This is a genomic window from Halanaerobium saccharolyticum (assembly GCF_004362045.1).
GTDB lineage: Bacteria > Bacillota > Halanaerobiia > Halanaerobiales > Halanaerobiaceae > Halanaerobium > Halanaerobium saccharolyticum_C.
In genome coordinates, this window is record NZ_SNWX01000027.1 from 1 (window position 1) to 23,307 (window position 23,307).

Annotated in this window: 21 protein-coding genes; 19 read left to right on the top strand and 2 right to left on the bottom strand. The window is 36.7% G+C overall.

The genetic code is table 11. The annotated features are described in order from the left end of the window. The first annotated feature begins 118 nt into the window (after window positions 1-118). The 17 genes from DFR79_RS12770 (at window position 119) to DFR79_RS12850 (ending at window position 18,835) form a co-directional block, all read left to right on the top strand. Entirely contained in the window at window positions 119-280 is a 162-nt protein-coding gene (locus DFR79_RS12770; RefSeq protein ID WP_208107550.1) for a hypothetical protein, read from the top strand. Then, a complete protein-coding gene (locus DFR79_RS12775; protein WP_133515868.1) occupies window positions 280-1,434 on the top strand; it encodes a SpoIIE family protein phosphatase in 1,155 nt (384 codons plus the stop codon). Before DFR79_RS12770 ends, DFR79_RS12775 begins: the two co-directional genes overlap by 1 nt. 19 nt (window positions 1,435-1,453) lie before the next feature. Further along, complete coding sequence (locus tag DFR79_RS12780) at window positions 1,454-1,693, top strand: NAD(P)H-dependent oxidoreductase subunit E (RefSeq protein WP_133515869.1); 240 nt, start codon at window positions 1,454-1,456, stop codon at window positions 1,691-1,693. 11 nt (window positions 1,694-1,704) lie between these two features. Then, window positions 1,705-3,126 (top strand): monomeric [FeFe] hydrogenase, encoded by a 1,422-nt coding sequence (locus tag DFR79_RS12785; RefSeq protein WP_133515870.1) that lies wholly within the window; start codon window positions 1,705-1,707, stop codon window positions 3,124-3,126. A gap of 182 nt (window positions 3,127-3,308) precedes the next feature. Then, entirely contained in the window at window positions 3,309-3,752 is a 444-nt protein-coding gene (locus DFR79_RS12790) for a GIY-YIG nuclease family protein (protein WP_133515871.1), read from the top strand. A gap of 51 nt (window positions 3,753-3,803) precedes the next feature. Continuing rightward, window positions 3,804-5,951 (top strand): DNA helicase PcrA, encoded by a 2,148-nt coding sequence (gene pcrA, locus DFR79_RS12795; RefSeq protein ID WP_133515872.1) that lies wholly within the window; start codon window positions 3,804-3,806, stop codon window positions 5,949-5,951. A 12-nt stretch (window positions 5,952-5,963) separates the two neighbouring features. Then, the gene (gene ligA / locus DFR79_RS12800; RefSeq protein ID WP_133515873.1) at window positions 5,964-7,976 is read left to right on the top strand and encodes an NAD-dependent DNA ligase LigA; all 2,013 of its coding nucleotides are present in this window, start codon (window positions 5,964-5,966) and stop codon (window positions 7,974-7,976) included. Between the two features lie 18 nt (window positions 7,977-7,994). Further along, entirely contained in the window at window positions 7,995-8,282 is a 288-nt protein-coding gene (gene gatC / locus DFR79_RS12805; RefSeq protein WP_133515874.1) for an Asp-tRNA(Asn)/Glu-tRNA(Gln) amidotransferase subunit GatC, read from the top strand. 25 nt (window positions 8,283-8,307) lie between these two features. Continuing rightward, window positions 8,308-9,750, top strand: coding sequence for an Asp-tRNA(Asn)/Glu-tRNA(Gln) amidotransferase subunit GatA (gene gatA, locus DFR79_RS12810; protein WP_133515875.1), 1,443 nt, complete (start codon window positions 8,308-8,310; stop codon window positions 9,748-9,750). Between the two features lie 21 nt (window positions 9,751-9,771). Further along, a complete protein-coding gene (gene gatB / locus DFR79_RS12815; protein WP_133515876.1) occupies window positions 9,772-11,217 on the top strand; it encodes an Asp-tRNA(Asn)/Glu-tRNA(Gln) amidotransferase subunit GatB in 1,446 nt (481 codons plus the stop codon). A gap of 115 nt (window positions 11,218-11,332) precedes the next feature. Further along, window positions 11,333-11,956 carry an NUDIX hydrolase gene (locus tag DFR79_RS12820; protein WP_243727796.1) on the top strand — a complete coding sequence of 208 codons (624 nt, stop codon included), beginning with the start codon at window positions 11,333-11,335 and terminating at the stop codon, window positions 11,954-11,956. A gap of 93 nt (window positions 11,957-12,049) precedes the next feature. Next, window positions 12,050-12,496 carry a YeeE/YedE thiosulfate transporter family protein gene (locus DFR79_RS12825; protein ID WP_133515878.1) on the top strand — a complete coding sequence of 149 codons (447 nt, stop codon included), beginning with the start codon at window positions 12,050-12,052 and terminating at the stop codon, window positions 12,494-12,496. After that, window positions 12,418-12,954, top strand: coding sequence for a DUF6691 family protein (locus DFR79_RS12830; protein ID WP_133515879.1), 537 nt, complete (start codon window positions 12,418-12,420; stop codon window positions 12,952-12,954). The genes DFR79_RS12825 and DFR79_RS12830 overlap by 79 nt, the downstream gene beginning before the upstream one ends. A 1-nt stretch (window position 12,955) precedes the next feature. Next, window positions 12,956-14,749, top strand: coding sequence for an SLC13 family permease (locus DFR79_RS12835; RefSeq protein ID WP_133515880.1), 1,794 nt, complete (start codon window positions 12,956-12,958; stop codon window positions 14,747-14,749). 37 nt (window positions 14,750-14,786) lie between these two features. Beyond that, the gene (locus tag DFR79_RS12840; protein WP_243727795.1) at window positions 14,787-15,773 is read left to right on the top strand and encodes a rhodanese-like domain-containing protein; all 987 of its coding nucleotides are present in this window, start codon (window positions 14,787-14,789) and stop codon (window positions 15,771-15,773) included. 176 nt (window positions 15,774-15,949) lie between these two features. Next, on the top strand, window positions 15,950-16,279 hold the full coding sequence (locus DFR79_RS12845) for an ArsR/SmtB family transcription factor (protein WP_133515881.1): 330 nt from the start codon (window positions 15,950-15,952) through the stop codon (window positions 16,277-16,279). A 42-nt stretch (window positions 16,280-16,321) separates the two neighbouring features. After that, window positions 16,322-18,835, top strand: a complete 2,514-nt coding sequence (locus DFR79_RS12850) for a CoA-disulfide reductase (protein ID WP_133515882.1) — start codon at window positions 16,322-16,324, stop codon at window positions 18,833-18,835. Between the two features lie 162 nt (window positions 18,836-18,997). Here DFR79_RS12850 and DFR79_RS12855 read toward each other — a convergent pair whose 3' ends face one another. Together DFR79_RS12855 and DFR79_RS12860 are read right to left on the bottom strand one after the other, a co-directional pair. Beyond that, window positions 18,998-20,368: an MATE family efflux transporter gene (locus DFR79_RS12855; RefSeq protein WP_133515883.1), complete on the bottom strand. Its 1,371-nt coding sequence runs from the start codon at window positions 20,366-20,368 to the stop codon at window positions 18,998-19,000. A gap of 22 nt (window positions 20,369-20,390) precedes the next feature. Beyond that, the gene (locus DFR79_RS12860) at window positions 20,391-21,320 is read right to left on the bottom strand and encodes an AEC family transporter (protein ID WP_133515884.1); all 930 of its coding nucleotides are present in this window, start codon (window positions 21,318-21,320) and stop codon (window positions 20,391-20,393) included. A 198-nt stretch (window positions 21,321-21,518) separates the two neighbouring features. Here DFR79_RS12860 and rlmD point away from each other — a divergent pair, with 198 nt between their 5' ends. Together rlmD and DFR79_RS12870 are read left to right on the top strand one after the other, a co-directional pair. Next, on the top strand, window positions 21,519-22,880 hold the full coding sequence (gene rlmD, locus DFR79_RS12865; RefSeq protein WP_432207099.1) for a 23S rRNA (uracil(1939)-C(5))-methyltransferase RlmD: 1,362 nt from the start codon (window positions 21,519-21,521) through the stop codon (window positions 22,878-22,880). A gap of 150 nt (window positions 22,881-23,030) precedes the next feature. Further along, a complete protein-coding gene (locus DFR79_RS12870) occupies window positions 23,031-23,303 on the top strand; it encodes a hypothetical protein (RefSeq protein ID WP_110300789.1) in 273 nt (90 codons plus the stop codon). The last annotated feature ends 4 nt before the right edge of the window (window positions 23,304-23,307 follow it).

Here is a 23,307-nt window from a genome sequence, read left to right on the forward strand (position 1 = left end):
AGGGGGAGGGATTCCTGCATTTAATGCAGATTTCTAACCTGACAACCATGATAACTATTAATATTTTTAAAAAAACTATTAGATTTGACGTAACGAACAGGAAAAACAGAGGCGGAAAATGCAGAAGATGAAAGAGGTTGCTGTAGAAAAAACAAATGATGTTGTCAATAAACAGATGCAGACTGTACAGGAAATTGCGGGCCTGTTAGGAGAAACGACTGTAGAAACAAAGGCTGCACTGACAGAATTATCTGAACTCCTGCAGGCAGGTGATGATTAATGGAGTTAGTTTTTGAAGAATTTTATAGATCAATACCCAAAGCTGGAGAAGAAGTCTGTGGAGATAATGTAGAAATTATTAAAAAAGAAAATAAAACAATTGTTGTTTTGTCTGATGGACTGGGGAGTGGGATCAAGGCTAATATTCTTTCTACTTTGACATCTAAAATTGCTTCTGGACTCCTGGATAAAGAACTACCTTTAGAAGAAATACTTTCAACTATTCTGGCAACTCTACCTGTTTGTGAGGTTAGAGGGATTGCCTATGCAACCCTTGCTTTTTTAATAATTGATCAAAAACAGCAGCTGCGACTGATAGAAATTGACACCCCTTCAGCTTTTTTATTTAGAGATGATCAGGTTAAAAAATTAGAGTATCAGGAGTTTGAGCTGGAGGGTAAAAAAATTAAAGAAGCTAATTTTAAATTTCAGCGCCAGGATCAGCTCTTTCTGGTAAGTGATGGGGTAACACATGCCGGGATAGGTGGATTATTAAATTTTGGCCTGGGATGGAGTGGAGCTGCAGGAGAGATTGAGAGAACAGTTAATAAAAATCAGGAGAACTTAAAAGACAGCATCAATAATCTTGTTAAAATATTTAATACTTTTTATGGAGATCAGGCTGGTGATGATTTTACTATAATTGGAATGAAATATAGAAAGAAAAGAAAATTAAATATCTGGAGTGGACCACCTTTAAATAAAGAAGATGATAAGCATCTGGCTCAGAAAATTTATAATGCAGAAGGCAAAAAGGTAATCAGTGGAGGTACAACTGCTCAGATAGCGTCCCGGGAGTTAGATGAAAAATTAGAGCCTGGCCTTAAGTATTATGATAAGGATATTCCCCCGACCAGCAAAATGAAAGGCTTTGATCTTTTAACAGAAGGATTATTAACTTTAAATAAAGTACTTTCCTTACTAAAAAAATATAAACCGGGACAGATTCCAGTTGCGGGTAAGGATGGGGCATCTCGCTTCACTAGATTATTACTGGAAAGTGATAGTGTTCAATTTTTTGTGGGCAGGGCTGTTAATGAATCTCATCAGAGTTTAAATCTCCCCATTAATTTAGGGATTAGAAGCCAGATAATAAGTCAGATTGCCGAACAGCTGAGAAGAATAAAAAAAGAAGTTAAAATTGAATGGTTTTAAAACAGAGGAGGTGGATTAGATGCCTAAAAATACTTTAAAAATATGTATAGGAACTCCCTGTCATTTGATGGGTGCATCAGAGTTGCTGGAATTAATAGCTGAGCTTGATCAGAACTTAAGAGACAAAATTGAGCTCAAAACAAGTCACTGCATTGATGACTGCTGTGAGCAGGCTCCTGTTGCAGAATTTAACGGTAGAATCTATCAGGATTTGAATCCTGAAAAACTATATAAGATTATAAGAAATAATATAAGATAGGAGATGTTAAAATGAGTAGGAATACTATTTCTGAGGTTATTAAATTAAAAAGAAGGTTATATATTGAACTGCTGAGACTTGTGAAAACAGGGAAACTGGTAGAAGAGATTTCCAGTCTGTCTCAGAAGATGATAACAAAAGATTCTCCCCGCTATAGATGCTGCGAATTTAAAGAAAGAGCTATTTTTGATCAAAGAATTAAAGCAGTGATGGGATTTAATATTGCCAGTAATAAAGATAAAAGTTTAGAAGAGCTGGCAGAATCATTACCCCGACAGGAGAAAAAAAGAAATATTGTAGAAGTGATTTACACTGCCTGTGACAGCTGTCCGATTGATAAATATATAGTTACTGATGCCTGTAGAAACTGTGTTGCTCATAAATGTGTTAATGCCTGTCCAGTGAGTGCAATTGTAATTATCCAGAATAAAGCCTATATTGATCAGGATAAATGTGTTGAATGTGGTAAGTGTGCAGGAGCCTGTTCCTATAATGCTATTTTAGAAAATCAGCGTCCCTGCAGTAGAGCCTGTGAACTTGATGCCATCAATTCTGATTCAAATCGTCAGGCGAAAATAGATCGAGAAAAATGTGTCAGCTGCGGCAGCTGTATAACCGCCTGTCCATTTGGAGCAATTACTGAGACAGGAGATTTAATCCAGGTCGCTCTGGAATTATTTTCTGAGAAGAATAAGTTAGCTGCAATGCTGGCTCCCTCTTTTGTTGGTCAGTTTGGCTATCAACAGGGGCCAGCTAAAATTAAATATGCTTTAAAAAAACTGGGCTTTGAAAAGGTGATTGAAGTAGCTGCCGGGGCAGAAATAACAGCTGCTGCAGAAAGTAAAGAGTTAAAAGAAAAAATAATTGAAGAAGAAACACTACTATCATCCTGCTGTCCAGCTTTTAAGACTATGGTTTTAAATGAATTTGAAAGTCTTTCAAACTTGATTTCTAAAACTGATTCCCCAATGGCGGTTACAGCACAGGAAATTAAAAATGAAAACAATGAACTAAAAACTATTTTTATTGGGCCCTGTACAGCCAAAAAAGAAGAGGCTTTACAAAATGAAAATGTTGATTATGTACTAAGCTTTGAAGAATTACTTGCTTTATTTACTGCCCATAATATTAATTTGGCTGAAATAGAGAAAGCTGAAAAATTAGAAGATGCAGGAGTTTTAGGTAGACAATTTGCTTATGCTGGTGGTTTGCAGAAGTCTCTGCAGGAACTGATAACAGTTGATTATAAAAGTAAACAGGTTGATGGGCTGGGTCGCTTAAAAAAAGAACTGTATTTAATTAAAGCTAAAAAAAATAATTATAATTTTCTGGAAGGAATGGCCTGTACTGGTGGATGTATTGGTGGTCCTTCGGCGATGATTTCTAAAAAAGCAGCCAAAAAACTGGTGCAGAATTTTGCAGCCTCTAATTAATAGCGGTTGAAGTTGTCAGCCAAAGAATTTAAATAATTTAATATTTTAAATCTCTCTAAAAATTGATAAAAACTAATAAATGTATTATAATTGAAGTGCCGGGATACCGGCATTTTTTCTGTTCAAAATGCAGGAAACTAATGACTTGAACTAGAATAAAGGTAGTTAGTGGAGTGGTATTTATGCAAGTTTACCCTGATGGTGGGGTTTATATTTTGAAAATAAAATTGGAAGTAGAAAAGAAAATTGAAGTTGGAGCTCTGGGTAGAAAAACTTTTGCTCCCGGTTATTATTTTTATACCGGTACAGCCCAGAGTAATCTTAAAGCAAGAGTGAAGCGTCATTACAGCAGTGACAAAAAATTTCACTGGCATATCGATTATCTTCTGGCAGAGGCAGATTTAGAAAATGATTTTGTTTTTGAGCTGCCGGGAGAAGGAGAATGTTTTCTGGCCCGGGTATTGATAGAAAATGGGGGCAGGACTCCTGCTGCTGGTTTTGGAGCCAGTGACTGCAGCTGTGACAGCCATCTGATATATTTTTCTTTAACTACAGGCAGCACTATTCTGGAAAATTTAGTTAAGAATAATAATTTAGAAGCAGAATTTAATGATTTTAAGAAATAATAGTTTAATTTGAATGAAATAATATGCTACTTAAAATAAGGAAGTGATCTGGTGGAAGATAGCGAAATACTGAAAAATCTTAATCAAGCTCAAAAAAAAGCGGTTGAACACCACAAGGGACCGGAGCTTGTGCTTGCAGGTGCCGGGAGTGGTAAAACAAGAGTTTTGACCAGCAGAATTGGTTATTTGATTAATCATTATGGTGTTTCTCCCTATAATATTTTAGCTGTAACTTTTACCAATAAAGCAGCAAATGAGATGAAAGAAAGAGCTAAAGATATGGTAGGAGGAATAAACAGCAGTCTCTGGGTCAGTACTTTTCACTCCTTTTGTGTGCGAATTCTGCGTCGCGAAGCAGAAAAACTGGGTTATAATAAAAACTTTGTTATTTTTGACAGCCTTGATCAGCGCAAACTGGTTAAAGAGGTTTTAAAATCAAAAAATCTGGATCCTAAAAAAACAAAGCCAAGGTCGGTTTTAAATAAAATTTCCAGTGCCAAAAATGAACTTAAAACTCCGGAGCAGATGAGTGCACTCTCAGGCAGCTTTTTTGATCAGACTGCTGCTGATATTTATGAAGAATATCAGAAACGGCTCAAGGAAAATAATGCGATGGATTTTGATGATTTAATCCAGCAGACTGTGAGGCTTTTTGAAGAATTCCCACTGGTTTTAGAACATTATCAGGAGCGTTTTAAGTATATTCTGGTAGATGAGTATCAGGATGTAAACCATGCTCAGTATCAGCTTGTAAATCTGCTGGCTGAACGCTACCGCAATGTCTGTGTAGTTGGTGATCCTGATCAGGGTATTTATGGTTTTAGAGGAGCAGATATCCGTAATATTTTAAACTTTGAGGATGATTATCCTGATGTTAGAACTATTCGCCTGGAACAGAATTACCGCTCAAAAGGTAATATTTTAAAAGCTGCCCAGGCAGTGATTAAAAATAATTCTTCCCGCAAGGAAAAAGAACTCTGGACAGACCAGGGAGAAGGACCCAAACTTGAGTTATATGAGGCAAAAGATGAAAAAGAAGAAGCTGACTTTGTCTGTCGGACAGCTAAAGAGCTGACAGAAAAAGAGGATTTAACTTTTGATGATCTGGCTGTACTTTATCGGACTAATTCTCAGTCCCGTGCTTTTGAAGATATGCTGATGAAATACGGGATACCCTATCAAATCGTTGGAGGAGTTCGGTTTTATGAGCGGATGGAGATCAAGGATATTATGGCTTATCTGCGCCTGATTTATAATCCAGCGGATGACATTAGTTTTTTGAGAATAATTAATCGTCCTAAAAGAGGAATTGGAGCCGGAACTCTGGGCAAAGTTCAGGATTTTGCGGAGTCAGAAGGACTAAATTTGTATGAAGCAGCTTTAAAATCTAAAGAAAATCCTGCTTTAAGTGGAACCTATACTAAAAGGGTACTTCACTTTACAGAAATTATAGAAGAATTGAGAGCAGAGCAGGAAGAGATCGCTCTGGCCCGCTTGACCGAAAAACTTCTGGATAAGAGTGGTTACCGCCATAATTTAGAAGAAGAAAAAACAGCAGAAGCAGAAAGCAGACTGGAAAATATTGAAGAACTGTTTTCTGTAATTAACGAGTATATGAAAAATAGTGATAATAATACACTGGCCGGTTTTTTAGAAGAAGTTACTCTGATGTCAGATATTGATTCAATGGATGAGCAGCAGAGTTCTCTAACTTTGATGACTATTCATTCTGCTAAGGGGCTGGAGTTTCCGGTAGTTTTTTTAGTAGGGATGGAAGATGGTATTTTTCCTCATTCAAATTCGATGTTTGAGCAGCAGGGGATGGAGGAAGAGAGGCGTCTCTGTTATGTTGGAATGACCAGAGCTGAAGAAAGATTGTATTTAAGCAGGGCTCAGGTCAGGCTTCGTTTTGGAGAAAGAAAGGTCAATCCTCCCTCTCAATTTATAGAAGAGATACCGGCTGAACTGCTCTCTGGAGCAGCAGATACTCGTTCAGAAATGGCAAAAGAAGAGGAAATGATTCACAGCGATAATTCTGGAACAAATTATGCCATTGGTCAGAAAATTGTTCATCCCCGCTGGGGAATTGGTACAATTCTTTCCATCAGAGGCGAGAAGAATCCAGAATTAAAGATTGCCTTTGAACAGGGAAAAACTAGAAATTTACTGGCAGAATATGCTCCAATTCAGAAAGTATAGGCAGGTGTTAGAATGTCAAAATTAACAGAAGCAAAAGCTGAAAAGAAAATTAAGGCTTTAAGAGAAAAAATTAGAGAACATGAATATAAATATTTTGTACTGGATGATCCTTCAATTTCTGATGCGGAATTTGATCAGCTGATGCAGCAGTTGATAAAATTAGAAGCAGAATTTCCGGAGCTGGTTACTGACGACTCTCCTACTCAGAGAGTAGGCGGAGAGGTTCTGGATGAGTTTGAAAAAGTAGAGCACTCTTCTACAATGCTCAGCCTGGATAATGCTTTTGGAGCAGAAGAATTGAGAGATTTTGATAAAAGAGTACAAAAAAACCTTAATGGTGAAGATTATCAATATGTGGTAGAACATAAAATTGATGGTCTTTCTGCAGTAATTCGTTACAATAATGGGAGTTTTGAGCTGGGAGCAACCCGGGGTAATGGGGAAGTAGGTGAAGACATCACCAAAAATATGAAAACTATCCGTTCTCTTCCCTTAAAAATAGAAGAAAAAGCTGAACTGGAACTCAGAGGTGAAATTTATTTACCTAAGAGTGAATTTCAGCGTTTAAATGAAAAAAGGCTGGAAAATGATGAGTCTCCTTTTGCTAATCCCCGCAATGCAGCAGCTGGTTCAGTTAGACAGTTAGACAGCAAAATTGCCGCTCAGCGCAGCCTTTCGATTTTAATTTACGATCTTATTTCCCATTCGGAAAGAGAATTTGAAACCCATCTTGAAGTTTTTTCCTATCTCAAAGAACAGGGTTTTAAGGTCAACTGGCATCAGTCTGCTGCGGAAATAGAAGCTGTAATAGAAATCTGTGAGCGCTGGCAGGAAGAAAGAGAAAGTCTTGATTTTGAAATTGACGGTCTGGTTATTAAAATTAATAATTTAGCTTTAAGAGAAAAACTGGGTACAACAGCCAGATCACCGCGCTGGGCTATTGCCTATAAGTTTCCTGCCCAGCAGAAAACAACAAAGATCAAAGATATAGAAATTTCACTCGGCCGTACAGGTGCTCTGACTCCGACTGCTATTTTAGAACCGGTCGAACTTGCTGGTTCAACTGTCAGCAGAGCTACACTGCACAATGAAGATGAAATTAAAAGAAAAGATATCCGGATTGGTGATACGGCTCTGGTCCAGAAAGCAGGAGATGTTATTCCCGAGGTAGTCAAAGTAATCAAAGAAGAACGGGATGGCTCAGAAAAAAAATTCGAAATGCCTGATCACTGTCCGGTCTGTGGGGGTGAGGTTATCAGACCCGAGGGAGAAGCGGTAACCCGCTGTACCAATATCAGCTGTCCAGCTCAGCGCAAGGAAAGCATCCTCCATTTTGTTTCCAGAGATGCAATGAATATTGACGGTGTAGGTCCAGCCTTAATTGAGCAGCTGCTGGAAAACAATTTAATTGAGGACTATGCTGATTTATATTTCCTCAAACAGGATCATCTTAAAGATCTGGATAGAATGGGAGAAAAATCTTCACAAAATGTAATCGAAGCAATTGCAGCCAGTAAGGATCGAGAGTTTTTTAGAGTCCTTTATGCCTTAGGTATCAGACATGTGGGGATTGGAGCTGCCCGAATTTTAGCTGAAAATTTTGATTCAATAGAAGAATTAAAAGCAGCTTCAGCTGAAAGTCTGGAAGAAATTGATGAGATAGGACCTGTAATTGCAGAAAGTATTGTCGGGTTTTTTCAGGAAAGACACAATAAGGATCTTTTAAGCCGCCTAAAACAGGCAGGAATCAGACTGGAAAAAGAAAATGATCAGGAAAATGAGAAGTTTTTAAATGGTCTAAAATTTGTTTTTACCGGTTCACTTAATAATTATACCCGTTCTGAGGTTAAGGATCTGGTGGAAAAAGCTGGAGGAAGAGCAGTTTCTTCGGTTAGTTCTAAAACAGATTATCTGGTGATTGGAGATAATCCGGGCTCTAAATATGATAAAGCTCAGGAACTGGAAGTAGAAATTTTAACTGAAGCTGATTTTACACAGATGATTGAAAAAAAGAAATTATCCTAAAGTGAGGAGGAAATTTAGATGATTGATAAAAAAGATGTAGAATATGCGGCAGGTCTGGCTCAACTGAAACTTGATGAAGAAGAAAAAGAAAAGTATACAGAGCAGATTGGTGAAATTTTAAATTATGTTGATAAGCTGAGTGAACTGGATACAGATGATGTTGTGCCAACAGCCTATACTGTACCCATGAAAAATGTTCTGCGTGAGGATCAAGTAAAGGATTCTCTACCACGCGAGAAATCACTGGCAAATGCGCCAGACGAAAAAGATGGACACTTTAGAGCTCCAAAAATTATGTCAGATTAAGCAGCTGAGGAGGTAGGATAAGAAAATGAATATTTATGATCTAACAATTCACGAATTAAAAGAAAAAATTGCTGCCGGAGAATTGACTCCAGCAGAGATAAAAAAAGCATATGCAGCTAGAATTAATGAGGTAGAAGATAGAGTTAAGTCTTATATTACAATAACTGATGAGCTTGCAGAGGAAGAGCTTGCAGACTATGAAAATAAAAAAGAAGGCCTGCTGGCTGGAATTCCAATTGCAGTTAAGGATAATATGTCTACTGATGGAATTAAAACCAGCTGTGGTTCTAAAATGCTGGAAAACTATAAACCACCCTATGATGCAACAGTAGTTGAAAAATTAAATGAAGCCGGGGCAGTTATTATGGGAAAAACAAATATGGATGAGTTTGCTATGGGTTCTTCCACAGAGAACTCCGCCTTTTTTGATACTCATAACCCCTGGAACTTAAATCATGCTCCTGGTGGATCGAGTGGAGGTTCAGCAGCAGCTGTGGCCGCTGGAGAATGTGCAGCAGCCCTTGGCTCTGATACAGGTGGTTCGATCAGACAGCCCGCATCTTACTGTGGTGTAGTTGGTTTAAAACCTACCTATGGCATGGTTTCTCGTTATGGTCTGGTTGCTTTTGCATCTTCTCTAGATCAGATTGGACCGATTACCAAAGATGTTGAAGATAGTGCAATTTTAATGAATGTAATTGCAGGTCATGATCCAAAGGATTCAACCTCTATTGAGGGGAAAAAAGAAGATTATACTGAATATCTAAAAGAAGATGTCAGCGGGATGAAGATTGGAATTCCCGAAGAATATTTCAACCTGGAATTTGATGAGGAAGTTAAAGCCAGTGTGCTGGCAGCAGTCGAAAAGCTAAAGGAAGCCGGGGCTGAAGTGGAAACAGTACATATGATAGATGCCTCTTATGCACTGGCAGCTTATTATGTAATTGCACCTGCGGAAGCCAGCTCCAATCTGGCCCGTTATGATGGAGTCCGTTATGGACTGCGCAGTGAACAGGCAGCTGATATAAGTGAGATGTTTACCAATACCAGACTTGAGGGTTTTGGGGATGAGGTAAAAAGAAGAATTATGATCGGAACCTATGCTTTAAGTTCAGGTTATTATGATGCCTATTACCTTAAAGCTCAGAAGGTTAGAACTCTGATTAAAGATGATTTTGACCGTATCTTTAATGATTTTGACCTGATCATAACCCCAACTGCTCCTTCAACAGCGATTGAACTGGAATCAAAAAGTGATCCTTTAGAAATGTACCATACAGATATCTTTACAGTACCGATAAATATAGCCGGTGTACCTGCTATGTCTGTTCCCTGCGGTTTTGACAGCAGTGAGATGCCAATTGGTCTGCAGTTAATTGGACCTCACTTTGGCGAAGGGAAAATCATTCAGGCAGCTTATACCTTAGAGAAATTATTAAATATTAAAGAAAAGAGAGCAGAATTATAAATTATTGAGAGAGGTGAAAAAATGACCACTAAATACGAAACAGTAATTGGACTTGAAGTCCATGTCCAGTTAAATACCAATTCTAAAATTTTCTGCGGCTGCAGTACAGAATTTGGAAAAGAACCAAATGAAAATACATGTCCGGTCTGTCTGGGATTACCTGGAACTCTACCGGTTTTAAATAAAAAAGTAGTAGATTATGCGATTATGGCAGGACTTGCGTTAAATTGTGATATTGCAGAATACTCCAAGTTTGATCGTAAAAATTATTTCTATCCTGACTTACCTAAAGCCTATCAGATTTCTCAGTTTGACCTGCCGGTTGCAGAGAATGGTGAGATTGAAATAGAAACTGAAGCAGGGATCTTCAACATTGGAGTTACCAGAGTTCATCTGGAAGAAGATGCTGGCAAGTTGATTCACGAGGGGAGTATTGATAAATCTAAGGGTAGTTTAGTAGATTACAATAGAACCGGAGTCCCTCTGATCGAGATTGTAAGTGAGCCGGATATGAGAACTCCAGCTCAGGCAAAAGCCTATTTAACAGAGTTAAAAATGATTATGGAATATCTTGATATTTCTGACTGCAATATGGAAGAAGGATCACTGCGCTGTGATGCTAATGTTTCACTGCGGCCTGTAGGTCAGGAAGAGTTTGGTATCAAAGCAGAGCTGAAGAATATGAACTCCTTTAGTGCTGTAGAAAAAGGCTTAGAATATGAGGTCAAAAGGCAGCAGGAACTCCTTGATGAAGGGAAAAAGGTAGTTCAGGAAACAAGAACCTGGGATGAGTCTTTAAATAAGACAATTTCTATGCGTGGGAAGGAAGAAGCACATGATTACCGTTATTTCCCGGAGCCTGACTTAGTTCCTTTAGAAATTGATGAAGCCTGGAAAGAAGAAATGCAAAAAGAAATCCCGGAGCTGCCAAGGGAAAAATACAAACGCTTTATTTCCGAACTGGGCCTGCCTGAGTATGATGCAGGAGTTTTAACTGGAGATAAAGATCTGGCAGTTTTCTTTGAAGAAGTTCTTTCTGATTATGATGATCCTAAAAACTTAAGCAACTGGATGATGGGCGAATTTTTGCGATTATTAAATGAAAATGGTCATTCTCCTTTTGAATCTGGAGTTAGTCCAATTAATCTGGCAAAAATGCTTAAACTGATTGATCAGGATATTATCAGTGGTAAGATCGCTAAAGAAGTCTTTGAAAAAATGTACAATAGCGGCAGAGATCCGGAAACTATTGTCGAAGAAGAAGGATTAAAACAGATTAGTGATCAGGATGAATTAGAAAATATTGTAGATGCGATTATTGAAGATAATCCAGATGCAGTAGAAGATGTAGAAAATGGCAAAGAGAGAGCAATTGGATTTTTAGTGGGCCAGGTTATGAAAGAAACAAGAGGTAAGGCCAACCCTGGTCTGGTTAATCAGATGCTCAGAGATAAATTAATGAATTAATTAGTTAGTAGTAAGTATTTAACTCAATTGTTATTGGACAAATTATCAGCTGGCTTCTGGATCTAAATAGTTCTGGAGGCCAGTTAAATTTTGAAGTTAAATATTATTTTTGAGGGTGATTTTTTTGAAAATTAAAACTATAAAAGAAAAAATACAGAATAGAATACCCGGACCAACAAGAATTCAGCACTATTATTCAGTTTTAATACCTTTAATAGAAATAAATGGAGAAATCCACCTAATATATGAGCTGCGGTCACAAAATTTAAAAACTCAGCCGGGAGAAGTATCATTTCCGGGGGGAAGAATTGAGCGGGGAGAAGAGTTTTCTCAGGCGGCAGTAAGGGAATGCAGTGAAGAACTTTTAATTCCAGAATCAAAAATAGAACTTTTAGGAGAGGCTGATTATTTAATAACACCTTATAATTTTATAATTTACACTTTTGTCGGTAAAATTAATATTGATTCAATCGAGTCAATCAAGGTTAATAATTATGAAGTGGAAGAAATTTTTACAGTCCCTCTGGAATTTTTTCTTAATCATCAGGCTGAAAAATATGCAGCTGTTTTAAAAAGCGAATTTGATCAGGATTTCCCCTATCATCTCTTACCACAGGGAGAAAAATTTAACCCCCGTCAGGGAGATTATCAGATCTATTTTTACCGCTATCAGGATAGAGTTATCTGGGGTATTACAGCAGAGATCACCAGATCTTTTATTGAGATTATAAAACACTAATTATTTTGTAAATTACAGGCTCAAAGTTGACTATTTTGAATAAAAATATTCACTATTAACCAATATTATTAGAGATAAAAGGGGTTGTTATCAATGACTCAGTTAATTTTTGCAGACAGCTGGTCATCATATATTGTTGGTGCATTAATAGGTATTTTAAGCTGGTTCTCTTTTATAATTTCTAAGAAACCTCTGGGAACTTCTACCTCTTATGCACGTGGTTCAGCCAGACTGGGATCTATCTGCTGTGGAACTACTGTTTTTAATTGGAAATATTATCAGAAGTATAAGCCAGAACTTGAATGGCAGTCAATGCTGGTAATAGGGATTGTCCTGGGGAGTTTTATTTCCTCCCTTCTTTCCGGACAGTTTAGTCTGATATTTCTTCCTTTGACTGAGTTTGAATCAATTTTAAATCAGAGCTGCACTTTTAATTCTTTAATTGAGGCAGGTGAATCTAAATGGAAAGTAAAGTTAGATTACTCAAGGGGCTCGGCACTGGAATTATCTTTGGTTTTCTTCTCCAGCGGGGTGGAGTAACGGATTATAATGTGCTGGTGGGCCAGCTTCTTTTAGAAGATTTTACTGTGGCCAAAATTATTTTAACTGCTATAGTTGTTGGGATGGTTGGTGTTTATTTTTTAAGCGATAAAGATATTATTGAACTTAAGCCTAAATCGGGTTCTTTAAGACGTACTATTCCAGGAGGTTTGATTTTTGGTGTGGGTTTTGCTCTGCTTGGTTATTGTCCGGGGACTATTGCAGGAGCAATTGGTCAGGGTAGAATAGATGCTCTTATTCCTGGACTTTTAGGAATCTTTACTGGTTCATTTTTCTTTGCTGCTTTTTATGAAAAATATAGTGATTTAATAGATAAGAATATATTTAAGGTCGATACTCTACCTGAACTTCTAAAAGTTAATCACTGGAAGCTTATTATTCCCTTATCAACGGTTATTATTTTATTTTTAGTCTGGCTGGAAAGTATAGGGTTTTAAGATGGATTTTGAAATAGCCTTAACCTTAATGATTCTGCTAACCACAATCATACTATTTATAACTGAGTCTTTTCGGGTAGATATTATTGCTATACTAATAATGTTAACATTAGCCTGGACAGGACTTATTACTCCAGCAGAAGCTTTTTCGGGTCTTTCCAGTAATGCGGTAATAGCTATAATTGGTATTATGATTATAGGTTACGGGATGGAGAAATCTGGAGTTATGCAGAAGATAAGCAGACTGCTGCTTTCAGTTTCAGGTAAAGAGGAGAAGCAGCTAACAGTGATCCTCTCTCTTTCTGCAGGTGCAGTCTCTGCTTTGATGCAGAATATTGGAGTAATTGCCTTGTTTTTACCTGTTATCAGAAGGATGACTGAAAAGTTAAATTTATCTCTAAGAAAAGTATTAATGCCGGTTGGTTTTGCAGTTATCCTTGGTGGAAATCTGACAATGGTTGGTGCTGGTAATTTAATTGTTCTTAATGATCTTTTGATTCAGCAGAATGCCGACCCATTTAATCTTTTTGCAGTATTTCCAATTGGATTTGCAGTTTTAATTTTCGGGATTTTATATTTTTATTTTTTTGGAGGCAGGGTGCTGCCCTCAAATAAAAAAAGAGGAAACAGGTTTTTAGAAAGTCAGCAGAAATTAATTTCAAATTGGAAGCTGGCGACGACTGTTCACAGTTATTTAATCTCCAAAAATTGTGAGCTTTTAAATAAAACACTGGAAGAATCAAATCTCTGGTCTGATTATAATCTTTATCTTCTTGCCTTAAAAGAAGGTGATGATATATCATATGCACCCTGGCGTTTTACCAGATTTGCTGCTGAACAAAAAGTGATTATCATGGGAGAAAAAGATGATCTGCAGACTTTTGCTGAGGATTATAATTTAACTCTAAAAAAGGAATATAAAAATTATCTGGAACATCATGAATTGGAAGAAACTTCTTTTGCTGAGTTGATGGTACCTCCTCGTTCAGCTCTGGCTGGAAGAACTATTAGGGAAATTTCAATTCGAAAAAATTATTTTGTTAATCCTGTGCATTTGATCAGGGGGGAAAAAGAAATCAGAGGTGATTTTTCTGATTTCATTTTGCGAGCAGGAGATACATTAGTTGTTTATGGACCAAATGAAAATATCAGACAGCTGAAGACCAAGACTGATTTTGTACTTCTGACTTCTCTGCCTCCTAAAGAGGCTGAAGGTAATAAACCATTTTTTGCAATCTGGTCATTTTTACTATCAATTTTATTGATAATTTTAGGATTTAATCTGGGCCTGTCTTTTTTTACAGGAGCAGCCCTTGTAATCATATCTGGAATTGTGAAACCCGGTGAGATTTATCAAGCAGTTGATTGGAAAACGGTTTTTTTACTCTCTGGTTTAATTCCTCTCGGAATAGCTATGGAAAATACGGGTGCGGCTCATTATTTGGCTGATTTAATAATTAGTCCCCTGGAAAATGGGCCGGTATTTTTAATACTTTTAGCTGTTTCTCTGCTGGCCAGTATCTTTACCTTATTTATGTCAAATGTTGCTGCTACAGTTGTGCTGGTACCGCTGGTAATGATTATTGGAAATCAACTGGGGATTGCTCCCAGGGGTCTTGCTCTCCTGGCTGCAGTTTCCGCTTCTAATTCATTTATACTGCCTACACATCAGGTCAATGCTTTCTTTATGTCGGCTGGAGATTATAAGAGCAGTGATTATTTAAAAGCCGGAGGCTTTTTATCATTAATCTATATTTTCATCGCAAGTTTGATGATTTATTTATTTTATATTTAAACTACTGAAGAGGAGTGGTTATGAAGGAGCACCCTGGATGGTATTTACAGGAGATGCTCTTTTTGCAGGTGATGTAGGCAGAATTGATTTTCTGGGGGAAGAAAATTTAGAGAAGACTGGAGGCTGGCTTTATGATTCCATTTTTAATAAGATTCTGCCCTTAGGTGATGAAGTTATTCTCTGTCCGGCTCATGGTGCCGGTTCAGTCTGTGCAGCAGCTATTGCGGAAAGAGAATGGACAACTATTGGGATAGAAAGGAAGTTAAATCCTAAACTGCAGGTTGAAAATAAGGAAGAATTTATTGAGCTGGTTGGTGAAATGCTGGAATATCCACCTTATTTTAAATATATGGAAGAATCAAATTTAACTGGACTGGAACTTTTAGCTCATTATGAGCAGCCGGCGTCACTTTCAGCTGCTGAATTTGCTGAAGCAATGAAAGACGAGGATAGCTATATTATTGATGTGAGAACTGAATCAAGTTATGCCTCTGCCCATATACCAGGTTCAATTTCCATTCCGCTGCAGAATCTCCCAAGTTTTGTAGGCTGGTTTATTCCAACTGGAGCTGAGATCCTGCTGGTAACTGAAGGGGAATATCCAGATGAGGCTATCAGGTATTTATATAGAACTGGTTATGATAATATTGCGGGTTATTTAAGCGGAGGAATTATTAGTTGGCATCTGGGTGGAAAGAAGAGTGACTCAGTTAATACAGTAACGGTTGATAAGCTCTGTACCATGCTGGATACGGAGCCTGAAGATTGGTTTATTCTTGATATTCGCTCAGAAGATGAACTAAAAACAGAAGGTGAGATCCAGAATGCTGAGAATATTCACTTAACCCAGCTGCCTGAGCATTATAATGAACTGCCTCAGGATAAACCTTTATATATATTCTGTGGAAGTGGTTTAAGATCGATGACTGCTGCAAGTTTACTTCAGAAAGAGGGTTTTATTAATCAGAGGGTAGTATTAGGTGGTTTGGTTGCCTGGAATTCAACTAGCTGTCCACTTGTTTAGTGATTAAATAGATAAAAATTATAAATTAAATGGCCCATTTTGGGCCATTTTGTTTGCGAATTTCAAAAATAGTTATTCGAACTTTGTTAAATAAATCTTTAATATAGCTTGACATTTTATTCACTATATCGTATTATTTAGATAAAGCAATACAAATTCAGAATGGAGGTAGAAAAATGCCTTTTTTTACAAGTGAACAAGGAAAAAAAGTTTTGAAAGACCAGGAAGAAATTTTAGAAAAAGAAGCAAAATTATTAAAAGCTCTGGCTCATCCAGTGAGACTGGTGATTGTTAAAGGTTTAATGGCCGAAGAAGGATGTAATGTTTCAGAAATGCAGGAATGTTTAAATATTCCGCAATCAACATTATCCCAGCATTTAGCAAAATTAAGGGAAGCTAATATTTTGAATAGTAAAAGAAATGGACTGGAAAGAAATTATTATGTTGTCAATGAAACAATTATGAAGATCATAAATGTACTCAGCGATTTCGAAAAAAATCAGTAAATAAAAAATAATTTTAGATTAAAAAAATCTAGGAGGAATAAAATGTCAGATAAAGTAATAATAGTGGGTGGAGTTGCTGGAGGAGCAAGTACTGCAGCTCGCCTGCGGAGAATGGATGAAGATCTTGAAATAATTATGTTAGAAAAAGGAGAACATATTTCCTTTGCCAATTGTGGTTTGCCATATCATATCGGAGAAGTAATTGAGGAAAGGGAAAAGCTTTTAGTTCAAACACCTCAATCAATGCAGGACAGATTTAAGATTGATGTTAGAATTCAACATGAAGCTGTAAAAATTAAGCGGGAGGAAAAAACAGTTGAGATTAAAGATTTAAAAACTGGAGAAATATACAAAGAAAGCTATGATAAATTGGTTTTATCTCCCGGGGCAGAACCTATTAAGCCGCCGCTTCCTGGTCTGGATTTTCCAGAAGTTTTTACCCTGAGAAATATTCCAGATACAGATAAGATTAAGAATTTTGTAGATAATCAAAAACCTAAACGAGCGGTAGTGGTTGGAGGAGGTTTTATTGGCCTGGAAATGGCTGAAAATCTTCATGAAAGAGGAATTGAAGTTTCAGTGGTTGAGATGATGGATCAGTTAATGGGTTCTTTAGATTACGAAATGGCTGCAATGCTGCATAACCATCTCAGAACTAAAGGGATTGATCTTCACCTGGGAGATGGTATTGCAGCAGTAGAAGCGGCTGCTGAGAGAAAAATAGTAAAATTACAGAGCGGCAGGACAATTAAGACTGATATGATCATTTTATCTATCGGAGTTAGCCCCCTGACTGAGCTGGCAGAAGAAGCTGGACTGGAAATCGGAAGCAGTAAGGGAATCAAAGTAAACGAATATCTGCAGACCTCTGATCCCAGTATTTATGCGATTGGTGATGCAATTGAAGTTAAAGATTTAGTTACAGGTCAGCCTGCCCGAATTCCGCTGGCCGGTCCTGCAAATAAACAGGGTAGAATAGCTGCAGATAATATCTGCGGCAGAAAAGAAAAATATAAGGGTACTCAGGGAACTTCAATTGCTAAAGCTTTTGATCTGTCAATTGCTTCCACAGGGGTTTCGGAGAAAACACTTCAGGATTTAAAATGGGATTATAAAGTTATTCATACCAATTCCAATAATCATGCCGGTTATTATCCTGGTGCAGTACCCATGATGATTAAATTAATTTTTGCTCCCGAAAATGGTAGAGTACTGGGAGCACAGATTGCCGGTTATGATGGGGTAGACAAAAGAATCGATATTCTGGCGACAGCAGTCAGACAGGAAATGGATGTTTTTGATCTGCAGGAGCTGGAGCTTGCTTATGCCCCACCCTTTGGTTCAGCAAAGGATCCCGTGAATATGGCCGGGTTTGCTGCAGGTAATCTCTTAAAAGGAGTTGTAGATACTGCTTACTGGCAGGAATTAGAGAATATTGATTTTGAGGAGACTGTTATTTTAGATGTTCGAGAAGAAGTCGAAACCCAGTTAGGTAGTATTGAGCTTGGGAACTCAATTAATATTCCTTTAAATGATTTACGTGATAATTTAGATAAACTTGACCCGACAAAAGAGTATATAGTTTATTGTGCCATTGGTTTAAGAGGCTATATCGCTGCGCGAATAATGCAGCAGAATGGGTTTTCTAAAGTCCGTAATTTGAGTGGTGGCTATAAATTGTATAAGGCTGTTCAAGATGATCAGGAAAAGGTTATTGAGGATCCAGCTGAAGCAAGCTATAATTCTGCAGAAAGTCCAGAAGAGGCTAAACAGGTCGGTAAAGATATGCTCAAACATATTAGAGGTACAGTGGTAGAACTTGATGCCTGCGGTCTGCAGTGTCCGGGTCCAATTATGCAGGTTTATAAGAAGATGGAAACAATGGAAAATGGTGATCTTCTGGAAGTGACAGCAACTGATCCTGGCTTTATGCAGGACATTAAAGCCTGGGCTAAAAACACCGGCAATACAGTTTTAAGCATTGAGGAAGCTGCTGATAAAATTGAAGTTACACTTTTAAAAGGCCAAGCTAATAATCTGAAGCAGGAAAGTAAAAAAATTAATAACAGCGTTTCGGAGCCGGTCAAAAAAGGAAAAACTATGGTAGTTTTTAGTGGGGAACTGGATAAAGCAATAGCATCATTTATTATTGCTAATGGAGCAGCTGCTATGGGAAATCAGGTAACCTTATTCTTTACCTTCTGGGGTTTAAATGTTTTAAGAAAAGATGGACCTGTAAATGCTGATAAAAATATGATGGAGAAAATGTTTGCTAAAATGATGCCTCAGGGAAGTAAAAAACTTCCTCTTTCCAATATGAACATGATGGGAATTGGTCCCAAAATGATCAGGGGAATTATGGAGAAAAAGGGTGTTGATTCTCTGGAAGAATTGATTGAAGACGCTGTAGATAATGGAGTCAGACTTGTTGCCTGTCAGATGACAATGGATATGCTGGGTATTAAAAAAGAAGAATTAATTTCAGGCGTAGAAGTTGGAGGAGTTGCAACTTTCTTAGGTTCAGCCGATGAATCAAATATGAGTCTCTTTATTTAAATAGTGAATTTAATACTTAATATAGATTTGGAGTTTATTCTTAATTAAAAAAGAAAACTATTAAATTAATATCCCCTGAGAAGGCAGCGCTTTTAAAGCTTTCTCAGGGGATTTTTAATCTCAAAAATTATGTTTCAATCTTTTTGAAGGTAGAGAATCATTTTAAGTTTTTTGTTTTGCTTCCATATTTATAAAAATTCGTTTAAATTTATATCTAAGCCAGATTGAAGCCGGGAAAATACTGACAGCTTCTGAGATTGGAAAAGCAAACCAGAGGTACTCCAGACCAAACCAATGTCCTAAAAAATACATTACCGGCAGCAGCACAACAATTTGCCGTAAAAAAGAGAAAACGAGACTGGGGAATCCATTACCCAGAGCCTGAAAAGTAGTTGAGATAATTATTGCAGGACCGATAACAGGGAAAGCAATACTTATTTTTTTGAGGGCGTCTGTACCAATCTTAAGCAGCTCTGGATCACTATTAAACATTTTAATTAATAATTCAGGAACAGTCTGAAAAAGAATAAAACCTGTAGTTGTAAAGGTTACAGCAACTAATAGAGCAGATTTAAAAGTCTTTTTCATTCTTTCAGGATTATTATGGCCAAAATTATAGCCCATAATTGGCATATAGCCCTGATTGAGACCAAAAACAGGCATAAAAACAAAGGACTGCAGCCTGAAATAAATACCGGCAGCTGCAATTGCTGTACTGCCAAAACCTGCCAGAATTTTATTCATTCCTCCCAGCATAAAACTTGCCAGAAACTGCATAACCATTGCCGGAAAACCAACCACATAAATATCTCTTATTATTTGAAAATCAAAAGAAAAATCTTTTAAAGAAATCTGAAGCTCATTTTTTTTGCTAAAAAGTAAGATGTAAATCAAAAAGCTGCCGCTAATTATACGCGCAGTTACTGTTGCAATTGCTGCTCCAGCTACTCCCATTTCCGGAAAAATCCAGAGTCCGTAAATCAAAAAGGGGTCAAGGATAATATTCAAAACAGAGCCGATCAACATGGCTACCATTGGGGTAAATGTATTTCCCTCTCCCCGCAGTATATTATTACTAATCATCGGGAAAAACATAGCTATAGAACCAATTAAAATAATTTTGATATATTCACTTCCCATCCTGATCAAATTAGCTTCGTTTGTAAATAACTGCAGAATCTGATCAGAAAACAAAAAACCAAAAATAGCAACTATTATTCCATAAAATACAGAAAGCATAATACTGTGTTCCGCTGCATTAACAGCAGCATGTTCATTGTTTTCTCCCAGTCGTCTGGAAATTAATGAACTGGCTCCAACACCGGTACCTACTCCAATACCAATTAAAATAATTTGAATCGGAAAAGCTAAAGACAGAGCTGAAAGAGCATCAGTGCTGATTCTTCCTACATAAATACTGTCAACTACGTTATATAAAGCCTGAATTGCCATAGCAATAATTGAGGGAATCGAAAGCCTTATCAGCAGCGGAATTATTGGTTCTGTACCAAGTTTTTGAGAATTACTTTGCATTTTAACTGCCTCCAGTTATCTATTATTTAAAATATGTTGTCAAATACGAAATTGCAGGAATGCTCAGTGCTGCCATTAAAGTAGATAAAAATAGACTTTCAGCTGCAAAAACATAATTACCCTCATATCTTTCGGCGAAAATAACTCCATTAGCGGCAGCTGGCATTGCTATTTGTAAAACTAAAATGCTTCTTATTGGATCAGCAATATTAAAGTAATTTAAAATTAATAGAGCTGCAGCAGGAATTATTAATAGTTTTAAAGTTGAATAAGCAATAATATTTAAATCCTTAAAAATACCTGATATTTTAATCTCGGCCAGCCCACTCCCAATAACCAGCATGGAAAGGGGAAAAGTAGCTTCTGCCAGCATATCAACAGCTGTCATTATTGGACCTGGAAGTTTGAGACCAGTTAACATTAAAAATAAGCCAATTATAATTGCAATTACACCGTTATTAAAAATATCCCTTAAATTGATCTCTTTTTCGTCATTTCCCCGCAAAAACAGATTGGCCCCATAGGTCCATAAAAAGATGTTAAAGACCACAACTCCAATCGAACCGAAAAAAATACCGTTTTCTGGAAATAAGACATCGATCACCGGCAGTCCCATATATCCAACATTTCCAAAGATCAGGAAAAATTTAAGTACAATTTTTTTGTCCCTGGAAATGGGGAAAAATCTGGCAATTAATGAGGCAGCTGCTATTAGAATTAAATAGAAAGCAATCCAGTATAAAAATAAATCTTTAAAATCCCCCAGCATTTTAGCAGTGATCTCAATTTGGAGAGAGGAAATTAACATAGCGGGCAGAATTAAGTCCAAAAGCAGCTTAGAGATGGCACCGGTTTCTTTTTTATCGAGATGTTTGCTGCGCCTGAGAAAATAACCAACAGCAATTAATAGGAATAATGATATAATTTGTGTTATGACCACCTGAAAATTCAAAATACTGCCTCCTTGTGGAATGCTTTAGTTATCTGTAGGTTCTATTGTTATTAATTAAATTTAATTATTTGTTTCTAAATCATAAATATTCTATCAAATTATTCTACCATAGAAGTATTAAGCTGTAAAGTTTGCTAAGCTGGAGTTTTATGTGATAAACTTTTATAAGGACATTACAGCAATAATAATTATAGAGGAGTGCCAATTTTGAAAAAAGATGAAATTAAAACTTTTAAAATAGAAGATTTAGCCCATGGTGGAGATGGAGTGGCCAGAGCAGAGAATGGAAAGGCTGTTTTTATTGCTCTAACTTTACCTGGAGATCTTGTAAAAGCAAAAATCACTAAGATTAAAAAAGATTATGCTTTTGCTGAGTTAGTAGAAGTTGTTGAAGCCGGTGAAGGAAGGATCAAAGCTTCCTGTCCAGTTTATAATGAGTGTGGAGGCTGTCAGCTTCAGCATATTAATTACCAAAAAGAATTAGAATTTAAACAGAACAATCTTAAACAGCTAATTAATCGGATCGCAAAAATTGAAGACTTTAAATTAAGGGATGTGCTGGCTGCAGATGATGATTTTCGCTACCGAAATAAGGCTCAATTCCCCCTGGATTTAGATGACGAAGGTCAGATAACTGCCGGATTTTATAAAAGAGGAAGTCATGAGATTGTGCCCAATCATGACTGTCTGATTCAGCATCCCTTAATCAACAGAATTTTAAGAATCACCCTGGAAGAATTAAATAAATTTCAGCTCAGTGTATATAATGAGAATACATTAAGTGGACTGCTGCGGCACCTGGTGATTAGAGTTGGAACCTGTACCAATCAGGCCTTACTGGTAATGGTCACTAATGGTGATGACTTTATCGATAAAAATTTAATTGCCAGAACTCTGGTGCGTAAAATTCCTGAGTTAAAAGGTGTAGTTCAAAATATAAATACTAAAAATACAAATGTTATTTTTGGTAAAGAGGATATTCTGCTGGCTGGTGAAAATAAAATTACTGAATATATTGGTAAGACAGCTTATTCAATTTCTGCCAGATCATTTTTTCAGGTTAATACCATGCAGGCCAAAAAGTTATATGATACAGCAGCAAAATATCTTGGTGATGATGGTAATGCGAGAGTGATTGATGCTTTCTCCGGTACGGGTAGTATTGCTCTTTATCTGGCAGATCAGGCAGAAAAAATTTATGCAGTTGAATCTTTAAAATCTGCTGTGGAAGATGCCAGAGCTAATGCTGAATTAAATAAAATCAATAATGTAGAATTTGAGCAGGGACTAGTAGAAGATAAACTGCCGGAATTACTAAAAAATGATCAAATTGATACAATTATTTTTGATCCTCCCCGAAAAGGACTGGATGAAAAAACAATTAATTTGCTGCTGGAAAATAAGCTTGAAAAAATAATCTATATTTCCTGTAATCCTGCTACTCTGGCAAGAGATCTAAAGCGGTTAAAATCAAAATATAAATTAGTAGAAATTCAGCCTGTAGATCTTTTTCCTCAGACTTACCATATAGAATCTGCTGCTTTTTTGAATAAAACTTAAAAATTGTGGGTGTTTTACGGAATATATCAAATACAAATGAAACAATATTTTTGATAAAAAGCTTGCCAAGACTGGTATTCTTATGATATATTATTATAAAGTTGGTCATTATTTTAAGAATCAAGTTACTCCATAATTGGAGGTTGAATTATGAATTTATTTCTATTAATTATATTTGTAATAGTTGGGATTGCCGGTTTGATTTATAATGTTGATTCTGGTGTTTTTATTGGGCTGGGATTAATACCCTGGCAGATTTTAAAAATTAAGATTAAGAGAAAATTTGTCTTAACCGCTATAATCATCTCTTCGGCAGCAGGGCTTGGATATTTTATTTATCATTCTAAGTGGTTAATCGCTGCTTTGTTTGTCTTTATCCAGCTCTATAATTATTGGGGTTATTTAAATATTGTTAATGAATAAAAAT